Origin of the sequence: Zafaria sp. Z1313 (assembly GCF_050563205.1) — a bacterium.
Lineage (GTDB): Bacteria > Actinomycetota > Actinomycetes > Actinomycetales > Micrococcaceae > JAZDCJ01.
The window spans coordinates 32279-46502 of sequence record NZ_JBNWUK010000018.1 but is presented as its reverse complement, the minus strand read 5'-3'; the positions used below and the strand labels follow the sequence as shown (position 1 = coordinate 46502).

General features: G+C 71.6%; 12 protein-coding genes. 4 read left to right on the top strand and 8 right to left on the bottom strand.

All coding sequences use genetic code 11. The features are described from left to right. Positions 1 to 45: 45 nt before the first annotated feature. The 5 genes from ACQ3I4_RS13885 to ACQ3I4_RS13865 all read right to left on the bottom strand — a co-directional run bounded on the left by ACQ3I4_RS13885 (position 46) and on the right by ACQ3I4_RS13865 (position 6564). Positions 46 to 3429 carry a S8 family serine peptidase gene (locus tag ACQ3I4_RS13885; protein WP_430633769.1) on the bottom strand — a complete coding sequence of 1128 codons (3384 nt, stop codon included), beginning with the start codon at positions 3427 to 3429 and terminating at the stop codon, positions 46 to 48. Positions 3430 to 3601: 172 nt separating this feature from the next. After that, positions 3602 to 4339, bottom strand: coding sequence for a VOC family protein (locus ACQ3I4_RS13880; RefSeq protein ID WP_430633768.1), 738 nt, complete (start codon positions 4337 to 4339; stop codon positions 3602 to 3604). Between the two features lie 100 nt (positions 4340 to 4439). After that, positions 4440 to 5264 (bottom strand): hydroxymethylpyrimidine/phosphomethylpyrimidine kinase, encoded by an 825-nt coding sequence (locus tag ACQ3I4_RS13875; protein ID WP_329862455.1) that lies wholly within the window; start codon positions 5262 to 5264, stop codon positions 4440 to 4442. 33 nt (positions 5265 to 5297) lie between these two features. Further along, on the bottom strand, positions 5298 to 5852 hold the full coding sequence (locus tag ACQ3I4_RS13870; protein ID WP_329862453.1) for a hypothetical protein: 555 nt from the start codon (positions 5850 to 5852) through the stop codon (positions 5298 to 5300). Positions 5853 to 5871: 19 nt separating this feature from the next. After that, positions 5872 to 6564, bottom strand: coding sequence for a TetR/AcrR family transcriptional regulator (locus ACQ3I4_RS13865; protein WP_329862451.1), 693 nt, complete (start codon positions 6562 to 6564; stop codon positions 5872 to 5874). Between the two features lie 190 nt (positions 6565 to 6754). Here ACQ3I4_RS13865 and ACQ3I4_RS13860 point away from each other — a divergent pair, with 190 nt between their 5' ends. Next, entirely contained in the window at positions 6755 to 7459 is a 705-nt protein-coding gene (locus ACQ3I4_RS13860) for a queuosine precursor transporter (protein WP_329862449.1), read from the top strand. A 150-nt stretch (positions 7460 to 7609) separates the two neighbouring features. Then, complete coding sequence (locus tag ACQ3I4_RS13855) at positions 7610 to 8221, top strand: DUF4126 domain-containing protein (RefSeq protein WP_329862447.1); 612 nt, start codon at positions 7610 to 7612, stop codon at positions 8219 to 8221. A gap of 129 nt (positions 8222 to 8350) precedes the next feature. Here the strand turns inward: ACQ3I4_RS13855 and tgt are convergent, their stop codons facing one another. Further along, positions 8351 to 9697, bottom strand: a complete 1347-nt coding sequence (tgt, locus tag ACQ3I4_RS13850; RefSeq protein WP_329862445.1) for a tRNA guanosine(34) transglycosylase Tgt — start codon at positions 9695 to 9697, stop codon at positions 8351 to 8353. A 108-nt stretch (positions 9698 to 9805) separates the two neighbouring features. On the opposite strand from tgt, the gene ACQ3I4_RS13845 reads away from it, so the two are divergent. Next, positions 9806 to 10990, top strand: coding sequence for an FUSC family protein (locus tag ACQ3I4_RS13845; RefSeq protein WP_329862443.1), 1185 nt, complete (start codon positions 9806 to 9808; stop codon positions 10988 to 10990). A gap of 6 nt (positions 10991 to 10996) precedes the next feature. On the opposite strand, the gene ACQ3I4_RS13840 is transcribed toward ACQ3I4_RS13845, so the two are convergent. Both ACQ3I4_RS13840 and ACQ3I4_RS13835 read right to left on the bottom strand, forming a co-directional pair. Next, the gene (locus ACQ3I4_RS13840; protein WP_329862441.1) at positions 10997 to 11884 is read right to left on the bottom strand and encodes a DUF6707 family protein; all 888 of its coding nucleotides are present in this window, start codon (positions 11882 to 11884) and stop codon (positions 10997 to 10999) included. A gap of 7 nt (positions 11885 to 11891) precedes the next feature. Beyond that, a complete protein-coding gene (locus ACQ3I4_RS13835; RefSeq protein ID WP_329862439.1) occupies positions 11892 to 12431 on the bottom strand; it encodes an NUDIX hydrolase family protein in 540 nt (179 codons plus the stop codon). Positions 12432 to 12719: 288 nt separating this feature from the next. Between ACQ3I4_RS13835 and ACQ3I4_RS13830 the strand changes: the two genes are divergently transcribed. After that, positions 12720 to 14135, top strand: a complete 1416-nt coding sequence (locus tag ACQ3I4_RS13830; RefSeq protein WP_430633784.1) for an MDR family MFS transporter — start codon at positions 12720 to 12722, stop codon at positions 14133 to 14135. Positions 14136 to 14224: the final 89 nt, after the last annotated feature.

The window sequence follows — 14224 nt, the reverse complement described above, 5'->3', positions numbered from 1 at the left end:
CAGGCGGCCCGGCACGGGTGCCGGGCCGCCTGCGGTGCGTGGTGCCTACTTCTTCTTGGTGAACGTCACCAGCTCGGCCTTGTCGCCGGTGTTGGAGCCCTTGCCGGAGAGGTTGCCCGTGGCGTTGTGGTAGTGCAGGAACAGGCCCGTCGCCTCGACGGAGGCCTTCTTGTCCTTGCCCTTGTCCTTCCCCTTGGCCTTCGTGGCCGTGGCGGTGGAGGAGTAGTCGCCCACGTGGGCCAGCAGGGACTGGCCCGGCAGGTCGACGAACGCGGTGCCGGTGCCGGCGCCCTCGAACCACAGGTCCGGGCTCACGGCGTTGTAGGCCACCCAGTCCGTGGTGTCGACCGGAACCGTGTTGCCGTCCAGATCCGTGTTGTACCAGCTGTAGGTGCTGACGCGGTACTGGATCTGGCCGGAGCTCGTGTCGTCGATCCCGAGCGCCTCGAGCGAGACGGGCAGGGACGCCACGTTGGTGTCGAACACGTTGGTGTCGGTCTCTCCCGTGAGGCCGTTGACCGGCCACAGGTCCACCTGGGCGCCCGTGGCGAGGTCGAAGGTCGCCGCGAGGTCCTGGTCGATGCCGTCGATCTGCGCCGTGAAGGTGACGAAGTCGGGGCGGCCGTCGCCGTTGGTGTCGATCTCGACGTCGATCTCCGTGCCGCCGGCGAGGTGGGTCCAATTGCCCCACGTGCTGACCCCGAAGTTCAGGACGCCGTCGGCGGTGCCGACGAGCGGGGCGTCGGAGGCGGCGCCCACATGCTGTAGGTCCATTTCACGCGCTCCGGGCACGGCGTCGACCGAGGCGCCGAGACGCGGGCTGGAGGCCCCGTGCTCGAACGCGGAGACGAGCGAGACGATCCGCTGGTCGCCGTTGCCCTGGAAGCGCCCGTTGCCCTTGAGCTTGACCTCGACGGTGTCCTGGCCCTTCTTGACCGTGTACTTCTTGCCCGCGGTCATGTCAGAGGAGGCCTTCGGGGCCGCCTGGACGGGAACGCGCAGGGTCGGCTGGCCCTTGGCGGTGAGCTGGATGCGGCCGTTGGCGTCGGCCAGCCACTGCCGGTTCAGGCCCTGCTGGGTCCGCTCCATCGTGGGGTCGATGGTCTTCGCGAAGCGCGCAGGGTCGACCGTGAGGGTGATCTTGAACTTGGCCGTCTTGCCCGCCTTGACCGTGACCTTCTTGGTGCTCAGCGCGTAGCTGGCGCCGGGGATCTCGGAGGAGGGGACGTAGGCGACGTCGTAGGTCTGGGTCCACTTGGACTTGTTGTGGACCGTGACCGACTTGGTCTCCTTGTGCTTCTTCTTCCCGAGCTCGATGACGCCGAAGACCACGGAGGTCAGGTCGGGGTCGTCGCTCGCGAAGGCGTAGGCCGGGGTCTTCAGCGCGGCGTCGCCGATCACGCGACCGGAGCCGACGCGGTTCGGTCCGTAGGCGGCGCCGTTCGGCGCCAGGACGTCCGCGGAGGCCGTGTTCATGACGATGCTCTTGATCTGGTACGGCGTGTAGTCGCCGGAGCCGGCGACGAGCGCGGCGAGGCCGGCGGTCATGGGCGTGGCCATCGACGTGCCCGTCATGACGGCGGGGCCGTTGCCCGTGCCGACGCCGGCGGAGCCGATCAGGGTGCCGGGTGCGGCGACGTCGGGCTTGACGATGCCCTCCGAGCCGTGGACGCCCCGCGACGAGCTCGGGTTCAGCGTGTCAAGCGCACCGGAGTCGCCGGACGCGGCGCCGATGAGGTCCGCGTCCACGCGCAGCTGCAGCGTTTCGGCCTCGGCGGCCGGGCGGAGCAGCTCGGAGTAGGTGCGGTTCAGCTGGACGCCGGGGATGCCCGTGTTGCCGGCGATGCCGGCATCGAAGACGAGGCGCGGCGAGTCGAGCACCACGCCGCCGCCGCCGGCGGCCTGCACGTTGTTGAAGCGGACGCCGGAGCCGCAGGGGAATGCGCCGTCCTCTTCCCACTGCAGCCAGACCCACTTGCCGCCGAGGTCGGTCCCCGGGGGGAACGGGTTGCAGCCGAACGCGTTGTCCGCCGGGGCCATGACGACCTCGCCGGTCAGCTGGTCGTCGCTCGCCGCGGCGTAGTTGAAGTTCACGGAGTACTGGCCGGAGGCCGTGCCCGCCACGTCGGCGGGGGCAAGGACCTCGATGGCGTCCATCGTGACCTTGGAGCCGATGCTGTTCGCGACGGTCAGCGAGGACCGCGAGTTGCCGGGGGATCCGCCGACGTCGGTGACGTCGCCGGCGTTGCCCGAGGCGACGACGGAGAGGATGCCCTGCTCGGCGAGGGCGTCGACGATCGCGTTCTCCGGGTCGTCGACGGGGGAGTGGTCCGAGCCGAGCGACATGTTCACGACGTGGGCGCGGTCGCTGAAGTCGCCGTCGTTGTTCGGGTCCAGGACGTAGTCGAGGGCCTGGCCGACGACGGCGGAGGATCCCTCGCAGCCGAACACGCGGATCCCGACGACCTGGGCCTTCGGTGCCGTTCCGGGGCCGATGCGCATGGCGGAGACCTGCGCGGCGGTGAGCGAGGAGTAGTCGCCGTCGAACGTGCTGCCGTCGGCGTTGACGCCGTAGCCGGCCGCGGATCCGGCGACGTGGGTGCCGTGGCCGGCGCTCGCGCAGTCCAGCGGGTTGGGGTCCGGGTTCGGGACGGGCTGGTACGTGGGCGAGCTCGGGTTGGCGTTGTAGTCGTCGCCGACGAGGTCCCAGCCGCCGATGAACTTGGCGGGATCGCGCAGCCCGGATGCCGCCGAGGGGAGCTCGAAGGAGTCCTGGGCGGCCTCGTAGGCCTCGAGGGTGCCGGGTCCGCCGAAGTCGGCGTGCGTGTAGTCGACGCCCGTATCGAGGACGGCGATGGTCACGCCCTCGCCGGTCTCGCCGAGGTTGGTCCAGGATTCGAGCGCCTTGGTGTCGATCACGGCGCCCTTGTTGTCCGGGCTCTTGGGGACGATCGCGCTGATCTTCACGACGTCGGGGCGGGCCGCGAGGGCGCGGAGCTGGTCCGCGTCGCCGCGCAGGGCGACGCCGGGGACCGTGTTGGTGGTGGTGTAGATGACCTTGGACTTGGATTCGGTGGCGGCGGAGCGCCCCTTGGCCGTGATTCCGTCGCGGATCTGGCGGACCTTGGCCTGGGCCTTGACGGGCTTGGCCTTGCCCGTGCGGACCTCCACGGGCTGCGTCTGTTCGAAGGCGCCGGTGCCCTCGAACTGGACGAAGACGGAGACCTCCCCCTGCGCGGTCGCGAGCGGGCCGCTGACCTTCAGGTCCTTCAACGCGGAACCCCCGAGGGCCTGCGAGAGGCTCCCGGGGGTTTCGGCGACTTCTTGTGGTGCCCCCAATGCCGGGGCGGACATGGTCGCGGCGAGGGCCACGCCCGCTGCCGCGGCCACGACTGCCCGGGCGAGCCGGGGCCGGTGCGAGTTTTTCATGATGCTCCTTGTTGCCTCGAGGCGGACGAAAGGGGCCCGCGCGGCCATCAGCCGCAGCACGCCCCCCGATGTGAAAGCCTAGGTGACCGGAACCACATGTCAAGGGTTCGTTTGACGATGTTTGTTGACAATCGTTCGACAACAAGGTGTGTCGAGGCGGGGAAGGCTGTCGTCAACGCGGGCGCAGCACGCAGAAGTCGTTGCCCTCCGGGTCGGCGAGGCACACCCACGGCACGTCGCCCTGGCCGAGGTCGACGTCCGTGGCCCCCAGCGACCTGAGCCGCGCCACTTCCGAGTCCTGGTCGTCGCCGGGTCCCGGCAGCACGTCGAGGTGGACGCGCCCGGACGAGGCGCCGGGGTCCACTTGGCGCACGAACTCCAGGAACGGTCCCACGCCCCGGGGCGAGCGCAGCCGCGCGAGGTCCGCTCCGGCGTCGTACGCGTCCCAGCCCAGGGCGTCGCCCCAGAACCCCGCCGTCGCCAGCGGCTCGGAGCAGCCCACCACGACGGCCGCGATCGGCCCCGTGTCGGCGTAGAGGCCGCGGGGTTCCAGGACGCAGAAGAGGTTGCCCTCGGGGTCGGCCATGACGGTCCACGGCACATCGCCCTGGCCGATGTCTGCCCGGTGGGCCCCGAGCGTCAGGAGGCGGGCGACGAGCTCCTCCTGGTGCGCGGCGGAGCTCGTCGCGAGGTCGAGGTGCGCCCGGTAGCGGACGGTCTCCGGATCCGGGACGGCGACGACGTCCACGCAGACGACGGAGGGGTCCGGCCAGTCGAAGCCGTGGGGCTCGACGTTGGCCACGCCGGGGGCCTCGCTCGAGACGCCCCAGCCGAGCGCGTCCGCCCAGAAGCGGCCCAGCGCCGCCTCGTCCGCGGCCTTGAAGTTCACCTGTACGAGATCCAGTGCCATGCGGCCCGACCCTATACCTCCACGGCCCCGCGCGGGAGGGGGTGCTCGAGGGGCGCAGGAGGGAGGACGACGGCGGTGCCCGGGTCGCGTCGTCGTCCCGCTATCCCGCGCCGCCCTGCCAGAGGGCGTCGAAGGGGGCCGCCGAGGCGACGCGGTGGCGGATGCCGGTGGTCACGAAGTCCTTGGCGGTGCGCGCGGCCGCGAGCGGCGCGGCGCCCTTCGCGAGTTCGGCCGTGACGGCGGCCGCGAGGGAGCAGCCGGCTCCGGACACGGCGACCTCGCCGATCTTGGGCGCCGCGAGGAACTCGGTGGTGGTTCCGTCGTGGTAGACGTCGACGGCGTCCGGGCCGTCGAGGCGGACGCCGCCCTTGGCCAGGACGGCGGCGCCGCTGGCCTCGTGGATGATCCGGGCCGCCTCGGCGAGGTCCTCCACGGAGCGGATCGTGCGGCCGGAGAGCGACTCCGCCTCGAAGTGGTTCGGGGTGATGAACGTGGCCCGCGGCAGCAGCGTGGACTTGAGGGCCTGGTCGGTGTCCAGGGCGTGGCCGGGTTCCTGGCCCTTGCAGATCAGCACCGGGTCGAGGACGACGTTGCGCCACTCCTGGCTGTCCAGCGCCGCGGCGACGGCCTCGATGGTGGCCGGGCTGCCCATCATCCCGAGCTTGACCGTATCCAGCTGGCCCACGTAGCACGCCTGTACGGCCTCGAGCTGCTCGGCGATGACGCGGGGCTCGACGGCGGTGAAGCGGTGGTTCCAGTTCTCCTTCGGGTCGAAGGAGACGATGCAGGTCAGGGCCGTGATGCCGTACACGCCGAGCGCCTGAAACGTCTTGAGGTCGGCCTGCGCGCCCGCCCCGCCGGTGGCCTCCGAGCCGGCGATGGTCAGGGTGATGGCTGGGGCGGGAGCGAGATCGGTCGAGGTCATGGCGTCCAGTCTAGGCAGGGGATGCGGCGCCGGTCATGGTCGGGCGGCACTGCCGTCCTGCGCCGGGTTGTGCACGTGGACATCGCGCCACACGGCGGCCCGTCCGACTGCGGCGCTTGCTGCCCCGAGTGCGAGGAGCGGAAGTGAGTCCCTGATGTCCAGGCCGAACACGGTGGCGCACAAGGCCGCTGCAGCGGCTCCGGCGAGGAAGAACACGGTGACGTGGACGAGCTGGCTGCGGACGGGCCGCAGGAGGACGCCCAAGACCAGTCCGAGAGGGAAGCCGAAGACCGCGCACGCAACGAGGGCGATGAGGCAGATCCAGGCGAAGCCCGTGGCCAACGTCAGCCAGCCTTCGAGACCGTTCCCGGCGCCGCCGACTGCCGTGCCGCCGAGGAATACCAGGGCCGCCAGGACCAGGCACGCCCAGGTGGCGGCGAGGCCCTTGAGCAATGCGCCCGCTGTGAACGTCACGCGGTGGTGGTCCGGATGGTGGTCGTAGCGCCGGTGCAGGGCGTCGCCCGAGGCCGAGACCTGATCGCCGGCCCGATGCGGATCCGGATGGTTGCCGGTGGGGTTCGAAGCCATGACGCGAGGTTATCGCGGTTCACCGACGATATGGCGTCCGATCGCCGTCCGCGGCGGAGCGCACGAGCCCGATCACGTCGTCGAGAATCGCGCGCACCACCGGCAGGCGGGAGAGCACGGACAGGCGGGCCAGGAGCGGCGCCGCGTTGCGCACGAGGCGCCGCGTCCGTTCCCGGCCCGGCGAGGCGTCGTAGGCCCAGAACAGGAGGATCCCGCGCTGGACCAGCCACAGCAGTTCCGGCAGGTCGTTGCGGATCGCGAGCGGAGGCTGCGGCCGGGCCGTGGTCACGGCCTGCCGCCAGAGGCCGAACTCCTTGGCCCGGTTCACCGCCGCGACGTCCGCATCGGCGGCCTCCGGTCCAGCCCCGCCGCTGAAGGCCGCGCGGAGGAAGGCCGGCCCGAAGCCCTGGAACGGCTCGAGGGCGTCGAGGGCCGTGTCCATGACCGCGCGGATGTTGCCCTCGAGCGTGTTGCCGACGAGCAGGCGCGGCCAGGCGAGGTTCCGGTGCGCCTCCCGCGTCGCCCGGTACAGCTCCCCGGCGAGCTGCTCCTTGGACTCGAAGTAGTAGTAGGCGCTCCCCAGCGACATCCCCGATTCGGCGGCGATCGAGCGCAAAGTGGTCTTCTCGTAGCCGTGGATCGCGAAGAGCTTGGCGGAGGCATTGACCAGTTTCTGCCGCGTGTGCGCGGCCTTGGGACTCGAAGGGGCCATGTTCTGCCTTGCCGTTGCTGGGATCCAGGCCAGTCTACCGCTTTTTGAACATGTTCAAAAAATTGAGGCAAAATGACCTGCCGCCACGGCCCGTGGGAGAATCGGGGGTCAAGTGCTAATACAGCGGGCGGCCGCACCGGGGAACCGGGCGCCGCCTGGCGAACCACTTCCACGATTGGGAACCCCTCACATGGCCGCGAACACCGCCACCCCCTCGCCCGTCCGCGCCGCCTTCGCGGCGGCCGGAAGCCCCTACTTCTCCACCGCGCTGGCCCTCATGGCCGTCGTCGTGGTCCTGTCCAACATCGGCGCCACCAAGGGCGTCACCTTCGGCCCGATCGTCACGGACGGCGGCTTCTTCCTCTTCCCGCTCGCCTACATCCTCGGCGACGTCATCAGCGAGGTCTACGGCTTCAAGGCCGCCCGCCGCGCCATCATCACGACCTTCGCCCTGTCCTTCTTCACGAGCTTCTGCTTCTGGATCCTGATCCACCTGCCCGCCGCCGACTGGTACGAGGGCCAGGAGGCGCTCGCCGCCACGCTCGGACCCGTGTGGCAGATCGTCGCGGCCTCGCTCCTGGGCTTCGCCGCCGGACAGACGCTCAACTCCTGGGTGCTCGTGAAGATGAAGGAGCGCTTCGGCGAGAAGCGCCTCGTGATCCGCCTGCTCGGCTCCACCGGTGTCGGCGAGTTCGCCGACACGCTGATCTTCTGCTCCATCGCCGCCGGCGTCATCGGCATCAGCGACACCGCGACCTTCATCAACTACGTCGTCGTCGGCTTCCTCTACAAGACCGCGGTCGAGGTGCTGTTCGTCCCCGTCACCACCACCGTCATCGCCTGGTTCAAACGCCGCGAACCCAGCTACGGGGAAACGGCGCCCTCGGCGGCCTGACCGCCACGCCCGTCGCCCTCGGACGAGGCGCCGGGACCCCACCCGTCCGGGCGAGGCCCCGCCCGCCCGGACCGGCGCGCCCGGGCGCGGACCCGGCGTCGTCCTCCCCGGCCCTACTGCACCGTCCCCGCCCGGCCTTACCCTGAGGGTATGGAATTCCTCACCGCGATGGGACTGAGCTCGGCGGCGGGGCTCAACGCCTACATCCCGATGCTGGCGCTCGGCCTCATGGACCGCTTCACGGGGCTCGTGGCCCTGCCCGCGGAATGGGCCTGGCTGTCCAACGACTGGATGCTCGCGCTCCTCGGCGTCCTCCTGCTGCTCGAAATCGTGGCGGACAAGATCCCCATCGTGGACAGCATCAACGACTGGGTCCAGACCGTCGTCCGCCCCGCCTCGGGCGGGATCGTGTTCGCTTCCGGGCTCGGCGCCGAGACGGTCACCGTCTCCGACCCGGACTCGTTCTTCGCCGGGGACCAGTGGATCCCCGTCGCGCTCGGCGTGGGGATCGCGCTGGCGGTGCACCTCGTGAAGATGGTGTCCCGGCCCGTGCTGAACGCCGGAACCGTCGGGACCGCCGCCCCCGTCGTCAGCACCGCCGAGGACGGGGCCGCCGTGGGGCTCGCCGCCGCCGCGATCTTCCTGCCGATCCTGGTGCTGCTGCTGCTCGTCGGGCTCGTGGTGATGATGGTGGTCCTGGTGCGCCGCGTCCGCTGGCGCCGCGCCGCGCCCGGGGCGCCCTGGCGGCGATCGGAGCTGTAGGGGCGGGGAACCGGCGGCGCTCCCTTCCCGCGCACCTTTCGGCGTTCCTGCGCGGTTAAGCCGCGGCTCGACCCCGCTGACGTGGGCGCCCGCGTTTGCTTGAAGCTAAAAGTGCGCTGGGGCGGGGGGCTAGAGTCCCTGCGGGTCCGGGTTGCCGGCGTAGTAGTCCGCGAGGGTGCGCTCCTTGAGCTCGTAGAAGGTCCCGTCCTCGATCGCCTGCCGCGCGTCGTCGACGAGGCGCACCACGAAGCGCTCGTTGTGGATGGAGATCAGCGTGTGGCTCAGGATCTCCTTGGACTTGAACAAGTGGTGGATGTAGGCGCGCGTGTAGTGGGTGCACGTGTAGCAGTCGCACCCCTGCTGCAGCGGCGTGAAGTCCGTCTTGTAGCGCGAGCCGGAGAGGTTGAAGCGCCCGTGGGCCGTGTAGAACGCGGAGTTCCGGGCGACGCGGGTGGGGGAGACGCAGTCGAAGGTGTCCGCCCCGTTCTCGATCGCGGTGAAGACGTCGTCCGGCTCGGAGATGCCCAGCAGGTGCCGCGGCCTGTCCTCCGGCAGCGCCTCGGCGCACCAGCCCACGATCGTGCCCAGGTTCTCCTTCTCCAGCGCCCCGCCGATCCCGAAGCCGTCGAAGTCCATCGCGCCGAGGTCGGCGCACGCCTTGCGCCGCAGGTCCTCGTACTGCGCCCCCTGGATCACGCCGAACAGCGCCTGGTACGGCCTGTCCGCCCGCTCGTCGGTGAGCCGGAAGTGCTCCTCGACGCAGCGCACGGCCCACTGCCGCGTGCGCTCGAGCGCCTCCTCCTGGTAGCCGCGGGAGTTGTGCAGGGTGGTCAGCTCGTCGAACGCGAACATGATGTCCGCGCCGATCCGGTGCTGGACGGACATGGAGATCTCGGGGGAGAAGCGGTGCCGCGTTCCGTCGAGGTGGGACTTGAACCAGACGCCGTCGTCGTCGACGTTCGCGAGCCGCTCCTTGCCGGGCGCCACGGCGTCGTCCGCTCCGGAGGCGTCGACGTTCTTCATGTCGATGACCTTCTTGAACCCCGAGCCCAGGCTCATCACCTGGAAGCCGCCCGAGTCGGTGAACGTGGGGCCGTTCCAGTTCATGAAGCGGCCGAGCCCGCCGGCGGCGTCGAGGACGTCGGCCCCGGGCTGCAGGTACAGGTGGTAGGCGTTGGCGAGGACGGCCTGGGCGCCGAGCTCCGCGACGGCCTCGGGGGTGATGGCCTTGACGGTCGCCTTGGTCCCGACGGCGATGAACGCCGGGGTCCTGACCTCGCCGTGGGGCGTGCGGATGGTGCCCGTGCGGCCGAGCCCCGGCGTCCCGTCGGGCCGGGTGAGCCGGGTCCCGAGCGTGAACCCGAAGTCCGCCTGCCGCGGGTGCCCCGTGCCGGGTACGACGCCGGAGCGGGCGTCCGCGCCCTCGGCGGCGTCGGGGTCGGTCAACGGGGGGACGGGGGCGTTCGCATCTGGCACCCCTCTAGTCTGCCTCATGGCCTCCCGCGGTCCCGGCGCGGTGTTGCGTCGGCCACGAACGCGGCCCGACGCGGCGGGAGGGCAGGTGGCCGGGGATACGGTAGGCGCGTGGACAACGACAACGGCACGGGGGCGCCGAGCCCCGATCCCGTGGATCCCGCGGAGGCGGGAGCGGCCCTGCCGCGCGCCACGACGGCGGACTCCGTGGCGCCCGCTTCGGGGCCGGCCGCGCCCTTGTCCTGGGGCGCCCTCCTGCGGCTCGGGCCGGGTGACCGCGATCCGTGGATCGGCCTCCGCTGCGCCCTGGGCGTGTTCCTGCCGCTCGCGGCCCTCATCGCCGCCGACCGGCTGGATCTGGCCGTCTTCGCGGTCTTCGGGGCGTTCACCGGGATCTACGGGCGGGTACCGGGCCACCGCGACCGCCTCGCGGCCCAGCTGCGGGCCGGCACCATGTTCTGGGTGCTCATCGCTGCGGCCTGGGCCGCCTCGACCTTCCTCGTCGACCACGGCTCGGTGGGCGGCACCTGGGTGGTGACCGGCTTGACGACGCTCGTCGCCGGCGCGTGCGCTCTCGTCGCGGGGACGTGGCAGATGCGGCCGGCCGGATCGCTCTTCCACATCTTCGCGTTCGCCGCGATCGCCTCGATCCCGGCGCTGCCCCCGGCGCCCGAGTCCCTCGCGACCGCGGCCGCTACGGTCCTGCTGGCGCTCGCCCTCGGCCAGGCCGGCCGCCTGCACCCGGCCCGGCGCACGCCCTGGGTGCGGAGCGCGCCGCGGCCGATGTCGCGGCGGTACCGGATGGCGGTCCGCGTCGAGTCGCTCGGCTACCTCCTCGCCGCCGGGGCCGCCGGCGCGGCCGCCACGCTGCTCGGCCCCGTCTTCTCGGCCGGCCACCCCTACTGGGCGATGGTCGCCGCCGTCGTGCCCCTCGTCGGGCACAGCACGCGGCACCGCGTGGCCCGCGGCCTGCACCGCGTCCTGGGCACGCTCGCCGGGCTCGGCGTCATGGCGCTCGTGATCCTGGCGGATCCGAACCCGTGGATCCTGATCCTCCTGATCGGTTCGGCCCAGTTCGCCGCGGAAATGCTCATCACGCGCAACTACTTCTGGGCGCAGGTGTGCGTCACGCCCCTCGCGCTCGTGGGCAGCTCCCTCATGACGGGGCCGTCCACGGCGCTGCTCTACGACAGGATCGTCGAGACCGTCCTCGGCTCGGTGGTCGGCGTCGCCGTCGTCCTGCTGGGTTCCTCGCTCGCGCGCCGGATGCGGGACGGGGCGCCCCCGGCGCCCTGACCGGGCTCAGCCCGCAGGCGCGTCGGGGCCCTCGCCGGCCAGCCCGCGCAGGGCGTCGAGCTCGTGCCGGATCATCCGCGCGAGCTCGTCCGCGCCGAGCGTGCGCGATCCGCCGTGGGCGCGCAGGTGCAGGAGCGCCTCGAAGCGCTGCAGCCGCCACTCGCGCTCGGACTCCCGGTCCCCGGTGGCCGCGGCGCGGTGGATTTCGCGGTCGAAGAGGTTGGGCTCGTCGAGCTGGCGCTGGCGCAGCTCGGCGCCGAGCCGGGAGCGCACCGGGTCGGCCTCGACGTGGTCCGTGGCCCGCAGCGCCTCGGCGTACCGGTCGGCGGCTTCGGCGTCGCCGTCGTCGAACGCGAGGTAGGACGCCGCGGCGAGGGCGAGCTGGATGGTCTTCCAGCGGCCGAAGTTCCCGTCGAACGGCAGCTCCGTGAGGATCCCGAGCGCGCGCCAGGCGTTGGCACGGTCCTGCAGGTCCACGAGCAGCAGCCGGGCGAGCAGGCGCACGTCCTCCAAGTGGGCGCCGGCCTTGGCGTTGAAGCCCCGGCTGAGCCGGGCGATCGGCTCCAGCACTCGCTGGTCCCACGGGTACTCGCGGGCGATCTCGATCAGGACGGCCTCCGGCGAGCCGTCCTCGACGGGGATGACCGTCAGCTCATCGAGCGTGACCTCGGGCGGGGGCTCGGTGGTGTGGACGCGGATCGAGGAGCCGTAGGCGATCGTCGCGGTCTGGCCGCTCTCGAGGACGGCCTCGACGTAGGCGGGCGTGCCGAAGCTGTCCTGCACGGTGCGCACGCTCGCCACGGGAAGGCTCGGCGCGCCCGTGCGGGTGATGAAGCGGTGCCCGGGGGCGACCTTCTCGGCGCGGACGGAGCGGACGTAGCTGTTCTGTTCCACGCGGCTCCTAGCGGCACCAGCCGACGTGGGCGAGGGCCTGGCGGACCAGGTTGCCGCGGCCGCCGGGCAGTTCGTCCTGGACCTCCGGGCTCAACGCGTCCTCCGGGCTCAGCCAGGTCAGTTCCAAGGCGTCCTGGCGCGGGCTGCATTCGCCGCGCACGGGGATGATGTAGGCGAGCGAGACGGCGTGCTGGCGCTCGTCCGTCAGCCCCGTCTCCGAGGGCGAGGGGAAGTACTCGGCGACCGTGAAGGGAACGGGGCTCGCGGGCAGTTGCGGCATGGCGAACGGTCCCAGGTCCTTCTCCATGTGCCGCACCAGGGCGGCGCGGATGGTCTCGCGGTACATCACGCGGCCCGAGACGAACGTCCGCTTGAACTGCGCGTCGGCGTCCGCCGTGTAGAGCAGGCCGACCTCGCTGACGTAGCCGAGCGGATCCAGGCGCACCGGGATCGCCTCCACGTAGATGATCGGCAGCCGCTGGCGGGCCTCGTAGAGGTCCTCGTCGGACAGCCAGCCGGGGTAGGGATCGGGGGTGCGCACGCTCATAGTTCATGTTTAGCGCATCGGCTCCCCAAGAGCACGCCCCCATCCCGGCGGCGACGCAATCACGCCTCACGGCGAGGAATCCTCCGCGCCGGGAATAGTTGCCGCACTCAACGGGTTACCGTTGAGGTTCGGGCGGGCACGGCGTGATGCAGCGACCCCGGATCCATCCCGGAACCCCAGAACCAGCGCGGGCCAGCCCCGCGCCTCCCCAGAGGACCCATCGTGCAGCCCACCGCCCCCGCCAGCTCTTCGACCGCCGCGCCGGACCGGCTCGATCCCGCAGCCCGCATGACCATCGGCGTGCTCCTGGTCTCCTCGTTCGTCGTGATCCTCAACGAGACCATCATGAACGTCGCCCTGCCGCGGCTCATGGACGCCTTCGGTGTGACGGCCGACGCCGTGCAGTGGCTCGCCACCGCGTTCATGCTGACCATGGCCGTCGTCATCCCGACGACCGGCTACCTGCTGCAGCGCTTCTCGATGCGCACGGTGTTCCTCATGGCCATGGGCCTGTTCTCGACCGGCACGCTGCTGGCCGGGCTCGCCCCCGGATTCGAGGTGCTGCTCGGCGCGCGCGTCATCCAGGCCTCGGGCACGGCGATCATGATGCCGCTGCTCATGACCACCATCCTGAACCTCGTGCCGCCCACGCGTCGCGGCACCATGATGGGCAACGTCAGCATCGTCATCTCCGTCGCCCCGGCGATCGGCCCGACGATCTCCGGTCTCATCCTGCAGTACCTCGAGTGGCGCTGGATGTTCCTGCTGGTGCTGCCCATCGCCCTCGCCGCGCTCTTCATCGGCGCCCCGCGGCTGGACCGCGTGGCAGAGGCCGGCTCGACGCCGCTGTCCGTCCCCTCGCTCCTGCTGGCCGTCCCCGGCTTCGGCGGGCTCGTCTACGGACTGAGCAAGATCGGCGGAGGGCACGACGGCGGGGCCGCGCCCGGCGTCGACCCCGGAGCCGTCGCGGCCCTGGCCGTCGCCCTGCTGTGCCTCGCCGGCTTCACGTTCCTGCAGCTGCGCCTGCAGCGCGGGGACCGCGCCCTCCTGGACCTGCGCCCCTTCACCTACCGTCCGTTCACGACGGGCCTGATTCTCATGGTGCTCGCGATGGTGGCCCTGTTCGGCGTGATCATCCTGCTGCCGATGTACCTGCAGAACGTCCGCGGGCTCGATACCCTCGGCACGGGGCTGCTCCTGCTGCCCGGCGGGATCCTCATGGGCGTGCTCGCGCCGTTCGTCGGGCGGCTCTACGACCGCGTCGGCCCCCGCCCGCTCGTCGTCCCGGCGTCGGTGCTGCTGACCCTGGTCCTGGCCGGCTACACGCAGCTCACGGCGCAGACCCCGGTCTGGGCGCTGGTCCTCGCACACCTGTTGATGTCGCTGAGCTTCGCGTTCCTGTTCACCCCGTCCTTCACGACGGCCCTGAACCCGCTCCCGCACCACTTGCACTCGCACGGTTCCGCCGTGCTCAGCACCCTGCAGCAGCTCGGCGGCGCGGCCGGCACCGCGCTGCTCGTGGGGATCATGGCCTCCGCGGCGGCCGCCTCGGCGGCGGCCGGATCCGGAGCCGTGGACGCCCAGGTGGACGGGTTCCGGCAGGGCTTCTTCGTCGCCGCCCTGGTGAGCGGAGCCGTCGTCGTCCTGGCCACGCAGATGCGCAAGCCGGCCGCCGAGCCGGTCCCCGCCGACGCCGGACACTAGCGCGGCCGCGTCAACCGGCCCCCGTCCGAACCGGACGGGGGCGGTGGTGCGTCCGCACCCGGCCCCCCGGCGTCGTCAGCGCGAACGCG